Here is a 19,357-nt window from a genome sequence, read left to right on the forward strand (position 1 = left end):
TCCTTGCGTAAGACGGGAACACCCTGTCAATTGTACTTCACGTAGATTCAACGTTGAACTTTACGCAATTGACGGGATGTGCCGCTGTCCCGAAGCGTCACGGACCTTTTTCAGTCTCGGGAGAGGAAAAGCCTAATGACTCATGTTGTCATCGCATCTGCAGCGCGAACCGCTGTGGGCAGCTTTAATGGTTCGTTTGCCAACACCCCCGCCCACGACCTCGGCGCCGCTGTGCTCGAATGTCTTGTTGAGCGCGCCGGAATTGACAAAGCCGAAGTTTCAGAAACCATCCTTGGGCAAGTTTTAACGGCCGGCCAAGGGCAAAACCCAGCTCGCCAAGCGCATATCAACGCGGGCCTTCCAAAAGAAGCGGCCGCTTGGGGAATTAACCAAGTTTGCGGATCTGGCCTGCGTGCCGTTGCTTTGGGAACACAGCATATTTTACTGGGCGACGCCGAGATTGTCACCGCTGGTGGTCAAGAAAACATGTCCATGTCCCCCCATGTCGCAAACCTGCGTCAGGGACACAAAATGGGCGACATGCAGTTCATTGACTCGATGATCCGCGACGGCCTGTGGGATGCATTTAATAATTACCACATGGGTACAACCGCAGAAAACGTTGCAAAACAGTGGGAAATCACCCGCGAAATGCAGGACCTCTTTGCGGTTGGCAGCCAAAACAAAGCTGAAGCCGCACAGAAGGCTGGCAAGTTTGTCGACGAAATTATGCCCTTTATCGTAAAATCACGGCGCGGTGATACCGTGGTCGACGCGGATGAATACATTCGTCATGGCGTAACAATGGAAGCGATGCAAAAATTGCGCCCCGCATTTGATCGTGAAGGCACAGTCACCGCAGCCAACGCTTCTGGCCTCAACGATGGTGCCGCCGGAGCGCTTCTTATGAGCGCCGCGAATGCAGAAAAACGGGGAATCGAACCTTTAGGCCGCATTGCAAGCTATGCGACAGCTGGCCTCGACCCCTCAATTATGGGCGTTGGACCCGTTTACGCCAGCAAGAAGGCACTCGAAAAAGCTGGCTGGAAAGCAAGCGATTTGGACTTGATTGAGGCCAATGAAGCTTTCGCTGCACAAGCCTGTGCCGTTAACAAAGAGATGGGCTGGGATCCTGAGATCGTGAACGTAAACGGCGGTGCGATCGCCATTGGCCACCCAATCGGTGCTTCTGGCGCGCGCGTGCTAAACACTCTTCTGTTCGAAATGAAGCGCCGCGACGCAAAAAAGGGTCTGGTGACTCTTTGTATTGGCGGTGGAATGGGCGTTGCACTTTGTGTTGAACGCGACTAATTTCAAACCGTGCGCGCAACAAAATTGCGCGCACGTCTGATATTTTTATCTATTAATACTTCTGGAGGAGAACAACATGTCAAGAGTAGCACTCGTTACGGGCGGAACACGCGGGATCGGCGCAGCCATTGCTACAGCCCTCAAAGCTGAAGGCTATACGGTCGCAGCAAACTTTGCAGGCAATGAAGAAGCCGCCGCGAAGTTCACGGCCGAAACTGGAATCGCTACTTATAAATGGTCTGTCGCCGACTATGACGCATGTGTTGCGGGAATAGCAAAAGTCGAAGCCGACCTTGGCCCCGTTGAGGTGTTGGTCAACAACGCGGGGATCACGCGCGACGGTATGTTCCACAAAATGACCCGCGATCAGTGGCAAGAAGTCATCGACACAAATCTCTCTGGTGTTTTCAACATGACCCATCCAATTTGGAATGGAATGCGAGACCGGAAATTTGGCCGGGTAATCAATATTAGCTCAATCAACGGTCAAAAAGGCCAAATGGGCCAGGCCAACTATTCAGCGGCAAAAGCAGGTGATCTCGGTTTCACCAAAGCTCTTGCTCAAGAAGGCGCCTTCAAAGGCATTACCGTAAACGCGATTTGCCCAGGATATATCGGAACAGAAATGGTTATGGCTGTTCCGGAAAAAGTTCGCGAGAGCATCATCGCCCAGATCCCAGTGGGACGTTTGGGTGAAGCGAGCGAAATCGCACGTTGCGTCGTTTTCCTCGCATCTGATGATGCGGGTTTTGTGACCGGATCAACGATTACGGCAAATGGCGGCCAGTATTTCGTTTAAACAATCGTAAGATTATTGCTTGGGGCCGGCGCAAACCGGCCCCTTTTTTCTTGCTATCCTCATTCCCAATCTCTACCGAAATATCCGTCCGATTAGCCGCCAAGAAGAACCGCATTTAACTAAAATTGAAGCTTGGATTTTAAAGGTAGAGGCAACGATGGAAGTTTTCAAAACCCACCGTGACGACGCCGATCGCTTCAAGTGAAGAGGCGAAAAGCAACAGCCGTGGGAGCTTCGGCAATTTTACTCTGGTCTTTTTTGGCCGTTTTGACAGTTGGCAGCTCGCCAATACCTCCCCTGCAACTCAACGCGATGTGTTTCGCTATTTCTGGTGTCATCGGGCTCGTTTGGGTAGCCCGAGGTATCGGTTTTTCCGCCCTGCTCCACGTAAATTGGAAAATCTACGCGTTCGGAACTCTTGGATTATTTGGGTACCATTTTCTGTATTTTTCAGCCCTGCGACTGGCTCCCCCTGCTGAGGCGGGATTGATCGCGTATCTCTGGCCCCTTCTCATTGTCCTTTTCAGTGGCTTCCTTCCAGAGGAACGCCTTAAGCCCACCCACATTATCGGTGCGATTCTAGGGTTTGTTGGGGCAGCCATCCTTATGGGGAATGGAGGGGCGTTGAAGTCGGGGTTCATTCTAGGTTACGCCCTCGCACTCATGTGTGCGGTCACTTGGGCAAGCTATTCAGTTATTTCTCGACGCTTAGGCACGGCCCCGACTGAGACGGTCGCAATTTTCTGCGTCTTTACGTCTTTGCTCTCGCTTCTGGCCCACCTTGTGTTTGAAACGACCTATTGGCCTCAGGATCCCATAGCTTGGGCATCCATCGTTGCGCTGGGCGTTGGTCCTGTCGGAATCGCGTTTTACACGTGGGATTTCGGCATGAAAAAAGGCGACATCCAATTGTTGGGCGTCACCTCATATGCTGCACCCGTGTTTTCAACCGCAATTCTTGTATTTTTTGGCGTAACAACGGCCAGTTGGTCTCTGGCACTCTCTGCCTGCCTCATCATTGCGGGTGCTGCACTGGCGTCACGCGCCAGTGCTCGCGAGTCTGACGAAGCGTCCTAAGCTTCGGACAATCGGTTAATCTGCTCTTTTAGCAACAATTTCTGTTTCTTCATATTTGCAATGGTAAGCTCATCTGCTGAGGGGCTCTTCTGCGCCGTCTCGACTTTAGTGGAAAGAGTTTGATGTTTTCTACGGAGCTCATTCAAATGCGAACTCATGTTCATAGTCGTCCTCCTAAATAAGATTAGCTAGGTCTTCAGAAAAACACAGGATCGACTCTTTGTCACGCATCTTAAACAACCGTTGGCCGACCCTTGCCTACTGTGAGAAAAGAGCACAAACATTAACAAACACTTAACGGCTTGGAAAATTAAGGGCGACGCCATCTCGCAACACGGATTTAACTTCCGGCAAGTAGCTATCTTGATCCACCGAGTGCGCGTCCCCCATATGAAGAACGAGCGCAGGATGTAAAATAAATTCCGCACGCCCTCCTTTGCGGGCCCGCAGCAAAAATCGTCTTGGCCGACGACCTTCGCGCGCAGAGATCGGCAAGACTTCCAGACTACCCAAAACGGGCAAGGCGGCGGCCATAATTTCGGGCAATCGCTCGATATCTTGGATCAAGGAAAAGACCCCTCTGGGACGTAATCTTTTCGCCGCGACTTCCACCCAAAGGGAAAGCGGTGTGTCCTCCGTGAAAGCCGTTTCTCGCCCCACATCTTCGGATTTTTTACGCCTTTTCTCAAGGTAATACGGCGGGTTTGCCACGACGTGGTGAAACTGACGATCCCTGATTGATAATGGCATTTCGGAGAGGTCAGCCGTAACAACTTCAAGCGCACCCTGAGCATTTTCACGAGCCAAGTCGGCATAGTCTGGCTGAATTTCGACTCCCACCAAATCCAATCCTGAGACCCGCGCATTTAGGCAGAGCGACACCGCGCCAACACCGCAGCCAAGCTCCAACACCGACTCGCCCGAGATCGCAGGAATCGCAGCCGCAAGCAACACCGCGTCCGGCCCCGCGCGGTAGCCCTGTGCAGGTTGTCGAAGCGTGACGCGCCCCCCCAAGAAAGAGTCATCGGTCGTTTGCGGAAAACTCATTCATTTTCCTAGGGGAACGTCATTATCGCGCAAAATCGCCTGTGCCATAAAGTGATCTCGGTCGCGAACCATCAATCGGCGCGGCAAAATGCCTATGGAACCTTCGAGCACGCTAATATTTACGTCCATTTCAAAGCAGTCTATACCCTCTCCTTGAAGAAGGGCTTGCGCGAACGCGATGACGGTTGGATCGTTTGTTTTTAAAAGCTCTTTCATAGCCAAGGACTTAAGCCCTAAAGGGGTTATTTGTCGAGAGGGATGACGTGAGCGTGATGGGATTAGATGAAATTGCGGTCAAACCGCATGAACGCCTGAGCGATGCGCTCGCGGGTGAACTTGATGCTGTAAACGCCCTGATTCGCCGTCGCATGGCCTCCGAACACGCGCCTCGCATCCCGGAAGTGACGGCGCATTTGGTCGAAGCGGGCGGCAAACGTTTGCGCCCGATGCTAACTCTCGCGGCGGCGCGAATCTGTGGCTACGACGGGCCCTATCACATCCATATGGCCGCGACGGTTGAGTTTATTCACACCGCGACATTGCTGCATGACGATGTCGTTGACGAAAGCGGCCAACGGCGTGGACGTCCGACGGCCAATCTGTTGTGGGATAATAAATCCAGCATCCTTGTCGGCGACTATCTTTTTGCGCGCAGTTTCCAATTGATGGTCGAGACAGGCAATATGCGCGCCCTTGATATTCTCGCAAATGCGTCTGCGACCATTGCTGAGGGCGAAGTCTTGCAGCTTACGGCCGCCCAAGATTTGGCCACGACCGAAGAGATTTACTTCAAAGTTGTGCGCGGCAAAACAGCAGCGCTGTTTTCTGCGGCGACAGAAGTTGGTGGCGTTATAGCGGGCGCAAATGAGGTGACCACCGGCGCCCTATATGACTTTGGCGACGCGTTGGGCATTTGCTTCCAAATTGTCGACGACTTGCTGGATTATTGGGGCGGCGACGCCACGGGCAAAAATATTGGCGACGATTTCCGTGAGCGCAAACTCACCCTGCCGGTCATCAAAGCGATTGCAAAAGCGACCGATGAAGAGCGGGCCTTTTGGAAACGGACGATTGAAAAGGGCGACCAGCGCGACGGCGATCTTGACACTGCCCTCGCACTTTTGGCCAGCCACAATTCCCTGCAAGAGACTCGCCAAGAGGCGCTGCAATGGTCTGCGAAAGCCAAGTCAGCGTTGATCGGGCTTCCTGAGGACCCGATCAAAGATATGCTTGCCGATATCGCCGACTATGTTGTTGAGCGCCTTAACTAAGCTTTTGCACGCGCCCTGACTTCACTCAATGTCGCTCCAGGGGCAAGTGCTTCGCTGTCGAGTTTCAATTCGATAATGGCGGGAGTCCCACAGTTTCGTGCCCGCTCAAAGGCGGCGGGAAAATCCTCGGTTTTTGTAACCACTTCGCCGTGTCCGCCATAGGCGCGCGCAAAAGCGGCGAAATCGGGATTGATCAAATTCGTTCCAGAAACCCGCGCGGGATAGTGCATTTCCTGATGCATCCGAATGGTCCCATACCGCCCGTTATTGGCGACAATCGTGATGACATTTGCGCCCGACTGCATGGCTGTTGAAAACTCGTTGCAGGTCATCTGAAAACATCCATCCCCTGCAAGGCACACAACTGTTTTTTCCGGAAAGGAAATCGCTGCGGAAATGGCTGCGGGAAAGCCATACCCCATGCTCCCAGAAGTTGGAGCCAGTTGGGTTCCGTGCTGTTTGTAAACAAAGTAGCGGTGCAGGAAGGCCGCATAATTGCCCGCGCCATTGGTCAGGATCGCGTCCTCAGGGAGAACTTCAGAAAGATGCGCGATGACCTCTTCCATTTTCACGTCACCCGGTGTTGTTTTGGGTTTCAACCATGCCTCATAATCGGCACGGGCCGCTGCGCGCCACTCACTCCAAGGACCCGCAATCGGGGGGCAAGCCGCAAGTGCGGCAACAACCTCGCTCGTGTCCGCAACCAAGCCCAAATCAGGGCGGTACACCTGTCCCAAACTATCGGGATCGGGGTGCACATGCACAATGCGCGTGGTGATGTTGGTGGGGTCAATTGTTGTATACCCTGATGTCGCTATATCGCCCAAACGCGCCCCGAGAATGACCAAAAGATCAGCCTCTGCAAGACGTGTTTTTAGCGCGGGATTGATGCCAACATTCAAGTCGCCAATGTAGTTTTGGTGGCGGTTATCGATGTAATCTTGGCGGCGGAAATCAACAGCAATAGGCAGGTCGGAGGCCTTTGCAAACTGCGCGATATCGGTTGCTGCCTGCTTAGACCATTTACTACCACCGAGGATTATCAAAGGGCGTTTGGCGCGGGCAATTTCAGTGCGAATTGCCGCAATCGAAGCATCAGCTACACCGACTAGACGGGGGGCAATGGGTGCAATATCTGGAACGTCCGCAACCGAACTGAGCATGTCTTCGGGCAAAGCCAAAACAACAGGACCGGGCCGTCCGGAGGTTGCGACATGAAACGCGCGACTGATGTATTCGGGGAGGCGCTCGATTTGATCCACCTCCGTCACCCATTTGGCGAGTGTCCCAAAAACGGCCCTATAATCTACTTCCTGAAACGCTTCCCGATCGCGGTGCCCTCGGGCGATTTGCCCGACAAATAGGATCATCGGCGTGCTATCTTGACGTGCGATATGCACGCCCGCTGCGGCATTTGTCGCACCTGGTCCGCGCGTCACGAAAGCGATTCCAGGCTTGCCTGTGAGCTTACCCTGCGCTTCGGCCATCATTGCAGCGCCGCCTTCTTGGCGGCAAACGTGGTTTTCAATACCGCTTTCGTACAGGCCATCCAGCGCGGCTAAAAAGCTTTCCCCCGGAACAGAAAAAACTCGCTCCACGCCTTGGGCAACCAGTTGATCTACGAGAATTTTTCCACCGTGACGTTTCATTCTATGTGCCCATTTCATTGCGTTTCGCAGCGACTTTGCTGGAGTTTTCACTGGGGTGCAAGCCTCAAGAAAATTATGTGCAATGAGGCGCATCTAGCCCGCCAAATTGGCCTCAACGCGAAAATGATCGGGGATTGTATCGTTCCCGTTCAAAACAAGCTCGGCAAGAGTTGTCGCGAGTTTTGGGGTCATGCCAAAGCCAATTTTAAACCCTCCGTTTGCGATAAAATTATTCGGACGTCCGGGATAGGCACCGATCATAGGCGCACGGGTAAAGGAGCGTGGCCGCGCGCGGGCCCAACGCTCAATCACAGGAGCCTGTGCTAGCATCGGAAACGCAGTAAATGCCCGCGCGATGAGGTCTTCGAGCAAGTCATCTGTTGCATTAGCGTCGTCGAAATATCGCTCAGTTGTCGAGCCAATCGCGGTTGTTCCATTGGAATGGGGAACAACGTAAATTCCATCTGAGAACAGCTGGTTCTTGCCTGTGGCGTCATATCCCAAAAGCGCCGCTTGGCCTTTTTCGCCATTGCCGATGGGGGCGTCGAATTCTTTGGCCATTGCAAAAAGCCCCGCGACGCCCGTTGCCCAAATGACTTTCGTACTGGGCGTTTGCGGCACGTCTTTGCCAAGGATTATTTCACCACCAAGCTTTGTCACCGCCTGTGCCAATGCCATGGTCGCCAATCGCGGATGCAAGCGCGCGGAAAGCGTATCATGCACGAGGTACCCCGTTTTGCTTTCCGGCGCCCAGCCAGCATGTTCTTCGGCCTTAACCACATCCCAGCTTGCCTCGCCGTGCCAGAACTCCTTGGCGGCCTCGTGGCGTTCATGGGACAGCTCCAATATGCGGGCGGTGTTAATCGGCTGAAGGCGTCCTACGCGGCCATAGCCCGTCGCAAAACCTGACACCTCCTCGACCCCGCGCCAAAACGCGGGCGCCATACAGAGGCTTTCGAATTGAAACTGTTTTTTGGTCTCCCAGCGCTCGGGCGTATGTGGTGCAAGGGCGCCAACGACGCCACCGCTGGCCCCTGCCCCGACCGAGGCCCGCTCAACAACTTGAACTTTCGCGCCCGCCTTGGCACAAACATAGGCGACAGACAGGCCAAACGCGCCCGCCCCCATTACTGTTATTTCTACCATTGCCAAAGTCCGCGCCCTTCTACATTCTCCGGTTTCTCGCCCGTGTTTAGGACAATCGTGCATGAAGAACCAGCAAGCAGATTTGGAATGGCGCGATGATGAAATCCCAGTGTCGTTGCGCTTTGACGATCCGTATTTCTCGCTTGGGAACGGGCTTGAGGAAACACGGCACGTGTTTTTAGGCGGAAATGACCTCCCCGCGCGGTTTTGCGAGGGGTTTCAAATCGCTGAACTTGGGTTTGGTACGGGCCTTAATCTCTGTGCGGCACTCCTTTCATGGCGCGAAGCGGGCAGGACCACGCCCCTGCGCTTCACAAGTTTTGAAGTCTACCCGATGACAGCCGCCGAAATGGAGCGTGCATTGCGGGCCTTTCCAGAGGCCCTACGCGTGGCCCCTCCGATTTTGGCGCAATTCGCCGATGGGAAGACGACGATTGACCTCCCTGACCTGCACGCCGAAATTATAATCGGCGATGCGCGAGAGACCCTCCCCAAGTGGCCCCACAAGGCGGACGCGTGGTTTTTGGACGGGTTTTCACCTGCGAAAAACCCCGAACTTTGGGAAGCCAACCTTATGTCGGCCGTCGCCGATCACACCCATCACAACGGAACCTTTGCAACCTATACCGCCGCCGGATTTGTTCGCAAAGGGCTGGCCGAGGGGGGCTTCGCGGTCGAGCGCGTCAAAGGCTATGCCCGCAAACGACACATGAGCATCGGAAGACTGGATACCCTCACATGATTCAACGATCAGACACCCGCCTTGGCATTATATTGATGACGGCGACAACCTTTGTATTTGCCCTCCAAGACGTGATTTCGCGTGTTTTGGCGAGTGAGTATAATGTGATGATGGTTGTGATGATCCGCTATTGGTTTTTTGCGGCCTTTGTTGTGGCAATTGCCGCGCGCAAACCTGGTGGCGTTCGGGCCGTGGCGAAAACCAAACAACCGGTTGTACAAATCATCCGTGGCCTGCTGCTCAGCGCGCAAATCAACGTCATGGTGCTTGCTTTTGTTCTGCTGGGGCTTGTGGAAAGTCACGCGATTTTTGCGAGTTACCCGCTGATTATCGCCGCCCTATCGGGGCCTATATTGGGTGAAAAAGTTGGTTGGCCACGTGTTTTCGCCATCATGGCTGGATTTGTCGGCATCGTAATCATCCTTCAACCCGGCGTAAAAGTGTTCTCGCCTGCGGCCATTGTTCCCCTCGTTGCCGCCATTGGCTTTGCGCTCTACAGCCTGCTTACCCGCTATGCAGGGCGCAAGGACACCGCGGCGACTAGCTTTTTCTGGACGGGAACCGTTGGTATGGTTTTCTCATCTGCCGTGGGCGTTTGGTTTTGGCAAAACATGACCACCACCCATTATTTCTGGATGGCGGTGCTCTGCGTTTCTGGCGCTTTGGGGCACTGGCTTTTGATCCGCACCTATGAGGTTGCCGAAGCCAGCGCAGTTCAGCCGTTTGCCTATCTGCAATTGGTCTTTGCTTCGATGGCGGGCATCTTCTTTCTGGGCGAAACATTGCCCGTCAACGTAGCGATCGGGGTCTCCGTTGTTATCGCGGCTGGCCTGTTTACCTTTTGGCGCGAACGGCGCAAATCTAACGCTGTGTTAAATCCTCAATAAGCCGTATGTTTTGGGATTTTCCCGCCAATTGCGCCCGATAGGGCAACAGCGCCTCAGACACACGCATGGTGTAATTCCGTGTCTCGTCATATTGGATATGTTCGATCCAATCGACAACTTGCGCACTGTTAGCCCGCGGATCACCCCGTTCAGAAAGCCAGCGACGCGGGCGTCCGGGCCCTGCGTTGTACCCCGCAGAAACAAGGATCACGTTGTCGCCAAACTCCTCAATGAGCCCCGCCAAATAGTTGGTTCCGAGCGTCGCGTTATAGTCCCAATCGCTCAAAACTTTCGACGGTTCATACTCGATCCCGATCTTCTTGCTCACAAGTTCCGCCGTTCCGGGCATGACCTGCATCAGGCCCTGCGCCCCTGCGCCAGACACCACCCTTGAATTGAATTCACTTTCGCGACGGGAAATAGCGAGCGCCAATTCAGGTGAAACCACGAGGGGTGATTTTGTTGCAACGGGATGCATTGGGTACATGGACGCGTGCAAGGTATCGCCAAATTGTGCGGCGCGCTTAGCCACATGAAGCGCAGTATACGGATTTTCGTTTTCGATCGCCCAAGCGGCAAGCGAGCCGCGTTCGCTGCGATTGAGGCTTTCGGCAAGATGCGAGATAAACCGTGCCGAAATGCGACTTTCACCTGCGTCATCGAGAAGTCGCCCTGCCTCAAACACGCTGGAGTTGGCAAAGCTTGTGGTTTTCCAATCGGGGAATTTTTCCTGACCCAAAAGCGCTGGATCCATCGCCATGCCCGCTTCTTGGGCGGCAAGTTGGCCGTAAAAACTGGTTTGGAAGCCACCACCAAAGACATAAGCCGCCTGCGCGCGAGTCGCGTCGCCCATTGCTTCATAGGCACGCCCCTCCCAATAGCCTGCTCGTCCAAGGCTAATCGGGGAATCCACTCCGGCTTGGAACGCTTTGAAATGCTTTAGCGCATCGGAAGGTCGGTTAAGGAATCGCAGCGCGATATAGCCAGAAAGCCACTCCAAATCGGCAAAATAATCGCCCTGCGATAGGTGATGTCGGGACGCGGCTGTATAGGCACTCTCATAGCGTCCAGCGCGCATTTCGTACCGCGCAATCAGGGCACGACGACGCGCCCATTCTTCGGGCCGTCCCAGTGATGCTGCCGAATTAGAGCGTTCATTCAAAAGCACGAGGGCATCGTCGTAGCGGTCTTTGCGGGCGCGCCAAACAAAGCGCTCATAGGCCAAACCCGGATCGCTGGCCAAGCCAACTGGAATGGCGGAAATCATCCCATCCACTCCATCAACTTGCTGACGTAACCCAATCCGAGCGGCAGCCAGTTTCTGCCAGCCGTCACTCACATAGGGCATAAGGGCTTGGGCTTCGTTTGATGCCCCCTGCCACAAAAGCATATCCATGCGCTCTTGATGATAAGGTTTCAGCAGGTCGCTATAGGTTGCTAAAAACGCGAGTTGCTCGGCCGAAGTAAGCGGCATTGTGCGCCATGCATCGGTTATCGTTGCAGAGGCGCGTGAGGTTTCCCCCGTTTTGGACAAGGCTGCAGCATAGGCGAGAGCCCCCGTGCCCGTTTGCGGACCATCGGTTTTGAAATACGCGAGAACCCGTTGCGGCGACGTGTCGGTGTACAGCGTTTTTTCGCCGCGTTCGCTTAGGTACGGCATTCCGGGCCAATCCGCGTGATCCCGCAAAAAGGCTTCGTATTCGTCCAACGTCCCTTTGCCAGCCCTGAGGTAGTGCCACTCAACAATTGTTTGCGCTGTGGCCCCCGCAGGCTTTGCCGCAAATTCGGCCGCGGGCCAATCCTGTACACGCACCAAATCCATGGCCTGTGCCAAAGCTGTGTTGGCCTGCGCCGCAACAGATTGAGACGTTACAACTAATGTGAGAAGGGTAGAAAAAAATACTCGATGGATTTGCCGCACGATATCGTCCTTTTTGGATCTATTTTGATAAAGTTTAACGGATTCGCATCCATCAGCAACACACAACTTGGCAATTGCCCGTGAGGCGGCTAGGTTCCGCCGCGATTACACACGATCATCAGGGCGACTCGCGCCCTCAATCAAAAAGGAGACGTGTCATGTTCAAGGGTTCCCTTCCCGCTCTGGTGACGCCGCTTAAGGGTGGCCAACTGGATCTCGACGCGCTCAAACATTTGGTTGAGTGGCACATCGAAGAAGGCTCAACGGGCCTTGTTCCTGTGGGTACAACGGGCGAAAGCCCCACGTTAAGCCACGAAGAGCACGAAATGGTTATTGAGGTCGTTGTAAAAGCGAGCGCGGGGCGTATTCCTGTGATTGCGGGCGCTGGCTCCAACAATACCACCGAAATGACCCGCTTTGTGCAATTCGCCAAGAACGTTGGCGCCGACGCGGCCCTTGTTGTGACCCCTTATTACAACAAACCCACACAGCGTGGCTTGATCGCCCATTTCACGGCAGCGGCCCAAGAAGGTTTGCCGATCGTCATCTATAACATCCCCGGTCGTTCTGTGGTGGATATGACGGCGGAAACGATGGGTGAATTGAGCAAGTTGCCCATGATCATCGGCGTGAAAGATAGCACAGGCGACGTGTCGCGGATTTCCGAAAATCGCGGAACCTGTGGCGCTGATTTTGTTCAGCTTTCGGGCGAAGACGCTATGGCGCTAGGGTATTATGCGCATGGGGCCGTTGGCTGTATTTCGGTGACGGCCAATGTCGCGCCGCGCCTCTGTGCGGAATTTCAAGCAGCGCTGGCACAAGGCGATTTCGCCAAAGCGCTAACCTTTCAAGACCGCCTGATGCCGCTTCACACCGCGCTCTTTGTCGAGCCAGGCCTTGTGGGTGCAAAATATGCGCTGTCGCTTTTGGGCAAATGCACCGAAGACGTGCGCTCGCCTTTGACCGGCCTGTTGGACGACACAAAGCTGCAAATCAAAGCTGCAATGCAATTCGCTGGTATTTTGGCCTAAATCCCTCTCCCGCCGATGGATTTCTTTCGGCGGGACATTTCCTCGCGCATCTAGACATCCTAGACCACGCACATTAGATCATTCCCATGGCTAAAAAAGAAACCGCTGAAGACAGAAACTACAAAATCATCGCTGAAAACCGCCGCGCGCGGTATGATTACGCGATTGAGGACGACATTGAGTGCGGCATTATATTGCAAGGCTCTGAAGTCAAGTCTTTGCGCATTGGTCAAAGTAACATCGCCGAAAGCTATGCCGCCGTTGAGGATAACGAACTCTGGCTCGTGAACAGCTATATCGCGCCCTACAAACCGGCCGTTACTTGGGGACACGACGAGAAACGTCGCCGCAAACTAATGGTTAAAAAGAAAGAATTGGTGCGCCTCTGGCAGGCAACATCGCGCAAGGGGATGACGCTTATTCCACTGGTGATGTATTTCAACCATAAAGGCCATGTGAAGATCAAAATCGGCGTCGGTAAAGGCAAGCAAAATCACGACAAACGTGCCTCTGACGCTAAACGCGACTGGGGCCGCCAACAACAACGCATATTGCGAGACCGCGGCTAACATGGCCCGATCACGCAGCCTGTAGAGTAGAAGATTAAGGGGTACCAATGCCATATAATGATCCCAAAACGCTCGTGTCTACGGACTGGCTCGCCCAGCATTTGAACGACCCTGACCTGCGCATTCTGGATGCTTCATGGTACCTGCCCGATATGGGGCGCGATCCCAAAGCCGAGTACGACAAAGCCCATATTCCAGGCGCCCGGTTTTTCGACATCGAAGAGATTTCGGACCAGCGCAGCGCCTTGCCCCATATGGCGCCCCCCGTTGAGAAATTCATGAGTCGCATGCGCGCGATGGGCGTGGGTGACGGGCATCAAGTTGTGGTTTACGACGGAGCAGGCTTGTTTTCGGCGGCCCGCATATGGTGGTTGTTCCGCTTGATGGGCAAGACCGATATCGCCGTGCTGGATGGCGGCTTGGCAAAGTGGATTTCCCAAGGCCACCCCGTGGACGACAGCCCGCCAATTGTTCGCGACCGCCATATGACAACCTCACGACAAAACCACCTCGTGCGCGACGTAACGCAGGTTGCCTCGGCCTCCAAACTTGAGGACCACGAGATCATTGACGCCCGCAGTCCCGCCCGTTTTCGCGGCGATTCACCCGAGCCACGCAACGGCCTGCGCGCGGGACATATCCCAAATTCAAGCAACGTGCATTATGCCACCCTGTTAAAACCCGATGGCACAATGAAGGACCCCACCGCGATCAAGGCCGTTTTCCAAGCAGCCGGTGTGGACCTTTCGCGCCCCGCGATTACGACCTGCGGGTCTGGTGTGACTGCCGCGATTCTCTCTCTGGCGCTCGAAGTGATCGGGCACCGAAACCACGCGCTTTATGACGGTTCTTGGGCCGAATGGGGCATGTTCGATTATCTCAAAGCTGAAACAGGGGCCTAGAATGCTCACCAACTTAACCGCACAACCCGCAGACAAAATCCTTGAACTGGTCGGCATGTATCGCGCTGATCCGCGCGACACCAAAATCGATCTCGGCGTCGGCGTCTATAAGGACGCGAGCGGCAACACGCCCGTTATGCGCGCCGTAAAAATCGCTGAAAAGCAACTCTGGGAGCGCGAAACCACGAAGTCTTACACGGGCCTCGCGGGGGATCCTGCGTTTCACGATGCAATGATTGACCTCGTCCTTGGCACGTCGGTTGCTCGGGATCGTATCGCAGCGGCTGCCACACCGGGTGGCACGGGCGCTATTCGCCAAGCTATGGAACTCATCAAAATGATGAGCCCTGACGCGACAATTTGGCTTTCGAATCCAACATGGCCAAACCATCCCTCTATTGTCAAATACGTCGGGCTTTCCATGCGGGAATATCGCTACTTTGATGCCGAAACTGGTAGTGTTGATTTTTCAGGGATGGCCGAAGATTTGGCCAACGCAAAACCCGGTGATGTCGTGTTGTTGCATGGCTGCTGTCACAACCCAACTGGCGCAAATTTGACCCTCCCTGAATGGGCTGAGGTGATTTCCATCCTTCAGGAGACAGGCGCAACACCGATGATCGACATCGCCTATCAGGGATTTGGCGACGGTCTCGAAGACGACGCTGCTGGCGTGCGGATGGTGGCCTCTGAAATGCCAGAATGCCTGATTGCCGCAAGTTGTTCCAAAAACTTCGGCGTCTACCGTGAGCGCACAGGCATCCTAATGGCCATTAGTGAGGACCCAAAAAACACGGCCGTCACACAGGGCAACTTGGCGTTCCTAAATCGCCAAAACTTTAGCTTCCCCCCCGACCACGGCGCACGTTTGGTGACGATGATTCTGACTGATCCGGAATTGCGTGCAGATTGGCAGGCGGAACTTGAAGAAGTTCGTTTGAATATGTTGTCCCTGCGCAAACAATTGGCACTAGAATTGCAAACACTTGCCAATTCTGACCGCTTCGGTTTCCTTGCTCAACATCGCGGCATGTTTTCACGCCTTGGAACCTCGCCTGAAATGGTCGCCAAACTGCGTGATCAACACGGCATTTACATGGTCAGTGACAGCCGTATGAACATCGCTGGCCTGAACGAAGAATCCGCCTCGATCCTTGCGAAAGCAATCATTGACGTAGGCATCTAAGCTAGAACACCCGTCGGGCATTTCCAAAAGGGTGCCCGACGCTTCCACTCCATACGCAAGCGTACGTTGTCGATTGTCGTTGCGCAGTAGTATACGACATCGTACGCTCACTTATGGCTGAAAAACCCAAGCGCCTCACCATCGAAGATTGGCTCGTTCTGGGCCTCCATTCACTGACGACCAGCGGCCCACAAGCCCTGCGTGCCGAACGCCTTGCCCGCGATATTGGGGCCACAAAGGGATCTTTCTACTGGCATTTCAAAGATGTAGCGGACTATAAAACCGCACTTTTGGGATATTGGGAGAACAATACAACTCAGCTTTCAGAGCCCGCGAATTCAAGCACTCCCGCAGAGCGCCTTCTCGCACTTGCAAATACTCAGGAACCGGCGAGCGCTCCTAATGCGCTCTTTGCAAACGCAGAACTCGCAATGCGCGCTTGGGCACGCGAAGACCAAATGGCCCAAGAAACACTCGCGCGCTTCGATCAAAATCGGATCAACGATCTGGCCGAAATTCTTGCTGAACTCGACCTGACCAATCCTGATTTTCCCCGAGCCATTTATGCGACCATGATCGGCCTAAAGGCCCTCTCGACTGGAAATTTCGATCAAGATCGCTCCGCCCTGACCAGCCTGCTTGCAACAATTGTCGCCCTTGCCGAAAGCTAAGTTTGGTGGCAATCTTGGGCGATGATACGTGCCGTTTTTGTAATGTTATTCGGACTATCCTCCTGCCAAGGGGATGAAACGATCAGCGCCACTGGCGTCACATGGGTTTTAGAAAGCCTAAATGGCGTCGCATTTACGGCCTCGGCGAATCTGACTTTTCCTGAAGAAGGGGAAATTGCGGGGGAAGCCCCCTGCAATGCCTACTTTGGCGCGCAAACAGCGCCCTATCCGTGGTTCGCACTCGAAGACTTCGGAAGCACTAAAATGGCCTGTGCCGACATGGACCAAGAAAGCGCGTTTTTCACAGCACTTGCGGCAATGACGATCGCCGAGGTCGCCGGCGACACACTGATCCTGACTAACGACGAGGGCGGCGAAATGGTTTTTAAGGGTGACTAGCGCTTCAAAAGGTCGATCAATCTTTGGCGCGCGGCGGGCAAATCTCTATCACCGAGAGCCACCGCCAAACGGTTCTTTAGAAAATATCCCGTCGTTTCTAGACCTTGCATAATTTCCTCATCCGTCACCGAGCTTTGCCCCAAGAGGCATTGTGGCAATGGCAATAAACGGCTGGCCCATTCCCCAGCCCCTGCACGACTGACCGCCCGCGCAGATTTAGGCGAAACATAGATCAGATCGTCACGACTGCCCGTCACAGCACAGCGGCGCAAGTCCATACCAAACCCCATTTCCTCGAGTAAGTCCGCCTCCCATCTGAGGTAGGCAAGCGGCCACGCGTCTGTCATGGACAGTAAATCCAAGAGGGATATAGACGCCGAATATATTGGCTTATGCGGCTCTCGTTCAGGGAGACAGAAAGCCAAGAGCGCGGTGATCGCGTTGAGCCCTGCTAGGGCCAATCGGTCGTCCATCACAAGGGCTGCGCGCGTCCGAATGGGCTCGACTGTAAACGCCCCCATATGCTGCTCCAATCGCGCGCGCCACGTCAGGGACAACTCGGCTCCCGGCTGGAGAATGGGTGCAAGCTTGCGGCTCGTCCCGCCACGCACAACGCCTGTATAGCGCCCACGCTCCGGCGTAAGCACGTCGATAATCGCGGAGGTTTCTCCGTGCCGACGAACCGTCAATACTGTGCCTTGGTCACGCCATTCCATGCGCTTAAACTAGTCCGCAAATCCCGGTTCGTCGAGCAAATGACGACCGGCGCGGTCCTCGACTTCGATCACCCAAAGGTCTGGATCAAAACTACATTGTTTTTTGATCGCCTCATCGACGCCGGGCTCATCCCCCTTGCTGAGGGAAATCCAAGCCCGTTCACCTGTCATCAGGTCAAAACTTTTCTGAAAAACCTCAGCCTGACCATCGAGGGTATTGAGCTTCACCAGTACGGCTCCAGCGGTTATGTCCCCTTTTGAGGTAACAAACGCTGGAATATCCTTAAGTCGAAGCCGCGTCAGATACGCCGCGACCCAAAAATCTGCCGTGAGTCGTGTCATACGTTCCCATCTTTGAAGGACAGACCCATTTCGTCGTAACGCTCGGATTCTTCGAGCCAATTTGGCCGTACTTTAATCTGAAGAAACAGGTGAACTTTGCGATCCAGGAAGGCTTCCATCTCCTCGCGGGCGGCGGTCCCGATGGCTTTGATCGACTCGCCTTTATTGCCCAGAACGATGCCTTTGTGGCCGTCGCGCATCACGTAAATCAGCTGATCAATGCGCACCGATCCATCTTTGCGGTCTTCCCATTTTTCCGTTTCAACCGTCAGCTGATACGGCAATTCCTGATGCATCCGCAGAGTCAGTTTCTCGCGCGTCATTTCGGCGACGATCATCCGCAACGGAAGATCGGCAATTTGGTCTTCGGGGTAAAGCCACGGGCCAACAGGCATTTCACCGGCGAGCCACTTGCGCAACGCGCCAACCCCGTGACCTTTTTCAGCCGAGATCATGAACGTTTCGGTGAAGAGGAATTTTTCGTTCATTTCGGCGGCCAAACCAAGGAGGGTTTCGGCCTTAACGCGGTCAATTTTATTGATCGCAAGCGCAATGCGGCGACCTTCTGCAAATTCAGAAAGGGTTTCGAGCATCATGGCTACACCCTCGGTCAAACCACGGTTCGCCTCAATCAACAGCACCACAACCTCGGCATCGGCAGCGCCCCCCCAAGCGGCCGCAACCATCGCGCGGTCCAGACGACGACGCGGGCGAAACACACCCGGCGTGTCGATAAAGACGATCTGGCTATCGCCTTCGATGGCGACGCCGCGAATACGGGTTCGGGTCGTTTGAACCTTATGCGTTACGATTGAGATTTTGGCCCCAACCATGAAGTTAAGAAGTGTGGATTTTCCCGCGTTTGGTTCGCCAATCAGGGCAACAAATCCGGCGCGTTTTTCGGTCATGACTTTCCTTCCAGCTGCATGAGCAGCGCGGTGGCAGCGGCTTGTTCAGCTTGCCGTTTTGATCCAGCGGTCGCGCGATAGGCGTCGCCGCTTTGAAGCTGAACTTCTATTGTAAAAATCGGGGCGTGATCGGGGCCTGAGCGCGCGATCTCGACATATTTTGGGGGATGCTGTTTGCGAGCCTGTGCCCACTCTTGGAGCGAAGTTTTTGCATCGCGCGCGTCAGCCTCAACCGTTGTGATACGTTTGCCCCAGTGACGCAAAACAAACGCACGGCCCACCTCAAATCCGGCGTCCTGATAGACGGCAGCGATCAAGGCTTCCATGGCATCTGCGAGGAGGGCTTCTTTGCGACGGCCACCGGAAATCATCTCTGAACGGCCAAGCTTCAAAACGGTTCCAAGGCCAATTTCACGCGCAACATCGGCGCAGGTTTCTTTGCGCACGAGAGCATTGAAACGCGGCGCAAGAACGCCTTCGCTGGCATTTTTATCCGCTTGCAGCAGGGCCTCGGCGATCACCAAACCCAAGATACGGTCCCCAAGAAACTCGTCTCGCTGGTTATCATCACGGGTAACCGAGGACATCGAGCTATGCGTCACAGCCCGCAACAATAGGGCGGGGTCTGCAAAATCATGCTCTATTCGGGCGCAAAAGGCCTTTAATTCTGCGGCTATTTTCACCGATCGTCCTTCAAATTACTAAAACCTCACGAGATGCCTTTTGGAATCGCTCCACGGGCGATGGGATGGACTATCAGTTTCTAGACCAAGTTTAAACCAC

The 19,357-nt window shown here is 54.4% G+C and carries 22 protein-coding genes; 12 read left to right on the top strand and 10 right to left on the bottom strand.

What is annotated here, in order from left to right; translation table 11 throughout:
* Nucleotides 1–135: 135 nt before the first annotated feature.
* From AB9F26_RS10595 to AB9F26_RS10605, 3 genes are all read left to right on the top strand, one after another.
* The gene (locus tag AB9F26_RS10595; protein WP_335583759.1) at nucleotides 136–1,311 is read left to right on the top strand and encodes an acetyl-CoA C-acetyltransferase; all 1,176 of its coding nucleotides are present in this window, start codon (nucleotides 136–138) and stop codon (nucleotides 1,309–1,311) included.
* Between the two features lie 76 nt (nucleotides 1,312–1,387).
* Nucleotides 1,388–2,110, top strand: coding sequence for a beta-ketoacyl-ACP reductase (locus AB9F26_RS10600; RefSeq protein ID WP_335583760.1), 723 nt, complete (start codon nucleotides 1,388–1,390; stop codon nucleotides 2,108–2,110).
* Nucleotides 2,111–2,335: 225 nt separating this feature from the next.
* Nucleotides 2,336–3,187 carry a DMT family transporter gene (locus AB9F26_RS10605; RefSeq protein WP_369767990.1) on the top strand — a complete coding sequence of 284 codons (852 nt, stop codon included), beginning with the start codon at nucleotides 2,336–2,338 and terminating at the stop codon, nucleotides 3,185–3,187.
* Here the strand turns inward: AB9F26_RS10605 and AB9F26_RS10610 are convergent.
* The 3 genes from AB9F26_RS10610 to AB9F26_RS10620 form a co-directional block, all read right to left on the bottom strand.
* Entirely contained in the window at nucleotides 3,184–3,351 is a 168-nt protein-coding gene (locus AB9F26_RS10610; protein ID WP_082802223.1) for a YdcH family protein, read from the bottom strand. The genes AB9F26_RS10605 and AB9F26_RS10610 overlap by 4 nt on opposite strands.
* 130 nt (nucleotides 3,352–3,481) lie before the next feature.
* Nucleotides 3,482–4,234, bottom strand: a complete 753-nt coding sequence (locus AB9F26_RS10615) for a tRNA1(Val) (adenine(37)-N6)-methyltransferase (RefSeq protein WP_369754803.1) — start codon at nucleotides 4,232–4,234, stop codon at nucleotides 3,482–3,484.
* Nucleotides 4,235–4,450 carry a DUF2007 domain-containing protein gene (locus tag AB9F26_RS10620; protein ID WP_039001840.1) on the bottom strand — a complete coding sequence of 72 codons (216 nt, stop codon included), beginning with the start codon at nucleotides 4,448–4,450 and terminating at the stop codon, nucleotides 4,235–4,237.
* A gap of 56 nt (nucleotides 4,451–4,506) precedes the next feature.
* On the opposite strand from AB9F26_RS10620, the gene AB9F26_RS10625 reads away from it, so the two are divergent.
* Nucleotides 4,507–5,505, top strand: coding sequence for a polyprenyl synthetase family protein (locus AB9F26_RS10625; RefSeq protein WP_335583763.1), 999 nt, complete (start codon nucleotides 4,507–4,509; stop codon nucleotides 5,503–5,505).
* On the opposite strand, the gene AB9F26_RS10630 is transcribed toward AB9F26_RS10625, so the two are convergent.
* Complete coding sequence (locus AB9F26_RS10630) at nucleotides 5,502–7,154, bottom strand: thiamine pyrophosphate-binding protein (protein ID WP_335583764.1); 1,653 nt, start codon at nucleotides 7,152–7,154, stop codon at nucleotides 5,502–5,504. The genes AB9F26_RS10625 and AB9F26_RS10630 overlap by 4 nt on opposite strands.
* Before the next feature lie 93 nt (nucleotides 7,155–7,247).
* A complete protein-coding gene (locus AB9F26_RS10635; protein ID WP_369767991.1) occupies nucleotides 7,248–8,300 on the bottom strand; it encodes an NAD(P)/FAD-dependent oxidoreductase in 1,053 nt (350 codons plus the stop codon).
* Between the two features lie 61 nt (nucleotides 8,301–8,361).
* Here AB9F26_RS10635 and mnmD point away from each other — a divergent pair, with 61 nt between their 5' ends.
* Together mnmD and AB9F26_RS10645 are read left to right on the top strand one after the other, a co-directional pair.
* A complete protein-coding gene (gene mnmD, locus AB9F26_RS10640; RefSeq protein WP_369767992.1) occupies nucleotides 8,362–9,042 on the top strand; it encodes a tRNA (5-methylaminomethyl-2-thiouridine)(34)-methyltransferase MnmD in 681 nt (226 codons plus the stop codon).
* A complete protein-coding gene (locus AB9F26_RS10645) occupies nucleotides 9,039–9,929 on the top strand; it encodes a DMT family transporter (protein WP_369767993.1) in 891 nt (296 codons plus the stop codon). The genes mnmD and AB9F26_RS10645 overlap by 4 nt, the downstream gene beginning before the upstream one ends.
* On the opposite strand, the gene AB9F26_RS10650 is transcribed toward AB9F26_RS10645, so the two are convergent.
* A complete protein-coding gene (locus AB9F26_RS10650; RefSeq protein ID WP_369767994.1) occupies nucleotides 9,904–11,850 on the bottom strand; it encodes a transglycosylase SLT domain-containing protein in 1,947 nt (648 codons plus the stop codon). The two genes, AB9F26_RS10645 and AB9F26_RS10650, sit on opposite strands and share 26 nt — an antisense overlap.
* 158 nt (nucleotides 11,851–12,008) lie before the next feature.
* Between AB9F26_RS10650 and dapA the strand changes: the two genes are divergently transcribed.
* The 6 genes from dapA (at nucleotide 12,009) to AB9F26_RS10680 (ending at nucleotide 16,608) form a co-directional block, all read left to right on the top strand.
* On the top strand, nucleotides 12,009–12,881 hold the full coding sequence (gene dapA / locus AB9F26_RS10655; protein WP_335583768.1) for a 4-hydroxy-tetrahydrodipicolinate synthase: 873 nt from the start codon (nucleotides 12,009–12,011) through the stop codon (nucleotides 12,879–12,881).
* An 86-nt stretch (nucleotides 12,882–12,967) separates the two neighbouring features.
* Entirely contained in the window at nucleotides 12,968–13,450 is a 483-nt protein-coding gene (gene smpB / locus AB9F26_RS10660; protein ID WP_335583769.1) for an SsrA-binding protein SmpB, read from the top strand.
* A gap of 47 nt (nucleotides 13,451–13,497) precedes the next feature.
* A complete protein-coding gene (gene sseA / locus AB9F26_RS10665; protein ID WP_335583770.1) occupies nucleotides 13,498–14,352 on the top strand; it encodes a 3-mercaptopyruvate sulfurtransferase in 855 nt (284 codons plus the stop codon).
* Nucleotide 14,353: 1 nt separating this feature from the next.
* A complete protein-coding gene (locus tag AB9F26_RS10670; protein ID WP_335583771.1) occupies nucleotides 14,354–15,538 on the top strand; it encodes an amino acid aminotransferase in 1,185 nt (394 codons plus the stop codon).
* Between the two features lie 113 nt (nucleotides 15,539–15,651).
* Complete coding sequence (locus AB9F26_RS10675) at nucleotides 15,652–16,209, top strand: TetR/AcrR family transcriptional regulator (RefSeq protein ID WP_369767995.1); 558 nt, start codon at nucleotides 15,652–15,654, stop codon at nucleotides 16,207–16,209.
* A gap of 42 nt (nucleotides 16,210–16,251) precedes the next feature.
* The gene (locus AB9F26_RS10680) at nucleotides 16,252–16,608 is read left to right on the top strand and encodes an META domain-containing protein (protein ID WP_369767996.1); all 357 of its coding nucleotides are present in this window, start codon (nucleotides 16,252–16,254) and stop codon (nucleotides 16,606–16,608) included.
* Here AB9F26_RS10680 and recO read toward each other — a convergent pair.
* The 4 genes from recO to rnc are packed head-to-tail and all read right to left on the bottom strand — an operon-like array spanning nucleotide 16,605 to nucleotide 19,257.
* Nucleotides 16,605–17,324, bottom strand: coding sequence for a DNA repair protein RecO (recO, locus tag AB9F26_RS10685; RefSeq protein ID WP_039001829.1), 720 nt, complete (start codon nucleotides 17,322–17,324; stop codon nucleotides 16,605–16,607). The genes AB9F26_RS10680 and recO overlap by 4 nt on opposite strands.
* Before the next feature lie 9 nt (nucleotides 17,325–17,333).
* Nucleotides 17,334–17,666: a DUF1491 family protein gene (locus tag AB9F26_RS10690; RefSeq protein ID WP_039001828.1), complete on the bottom strand. Its 333-nt coding sequence runs from the start codon at nucleotides 17,664–17,666 to the stop codon at nucleotides 17,334–17,336.
* Nucleotides 17,663–18,574 carry a GTPase Era gene (gene era, locus AB9F26_RS10695; RefSeq protein ID WP_369767997.1) on the bottom strand — a complete coding sequence of 304 codons (912 nt, stop codon included), beginning with the start codon at nucleotides 18,572–18,574 and terminating at the stop codon, nucleotides 17,663–17,665. The genes AB9F26_RS10690 and era overlap by 4 nt, the downstream gene beginning before the upstream one ends.
* Nucleotides 18,571–19,257 carry a ribonuclease III gene (rnc, locus tag AB9F26_RS10700; RefSeq protein WP_039001826.1) on the bottom strand — a complete coding sequence of 229 codons (687 nt, stop codon included), beginning with the start codon at nucleotides 19,255–19,257 and terminating at the stop codon, nucleotides 18,571–18,573. The genes era and rnc overlap by 4 nt, the downstream gene beginning before the upstream one ends.
* Between the last annotated feature and the right edge of the window lie 100 nt (nucleotides 19,258–19,357).

Source organism: Falsihalocynthiibacter sp. BN13B15 (assembly GCF_041205415.1).
GTDB classification, from domain to species: Bacteria; Pseudomonadota; Alphaproteobacteria; order Rhodobacterales; family Rhodobacteraceae; genus Falsihalocynthiibacter; species Falsihalocynthiibacter arcticus.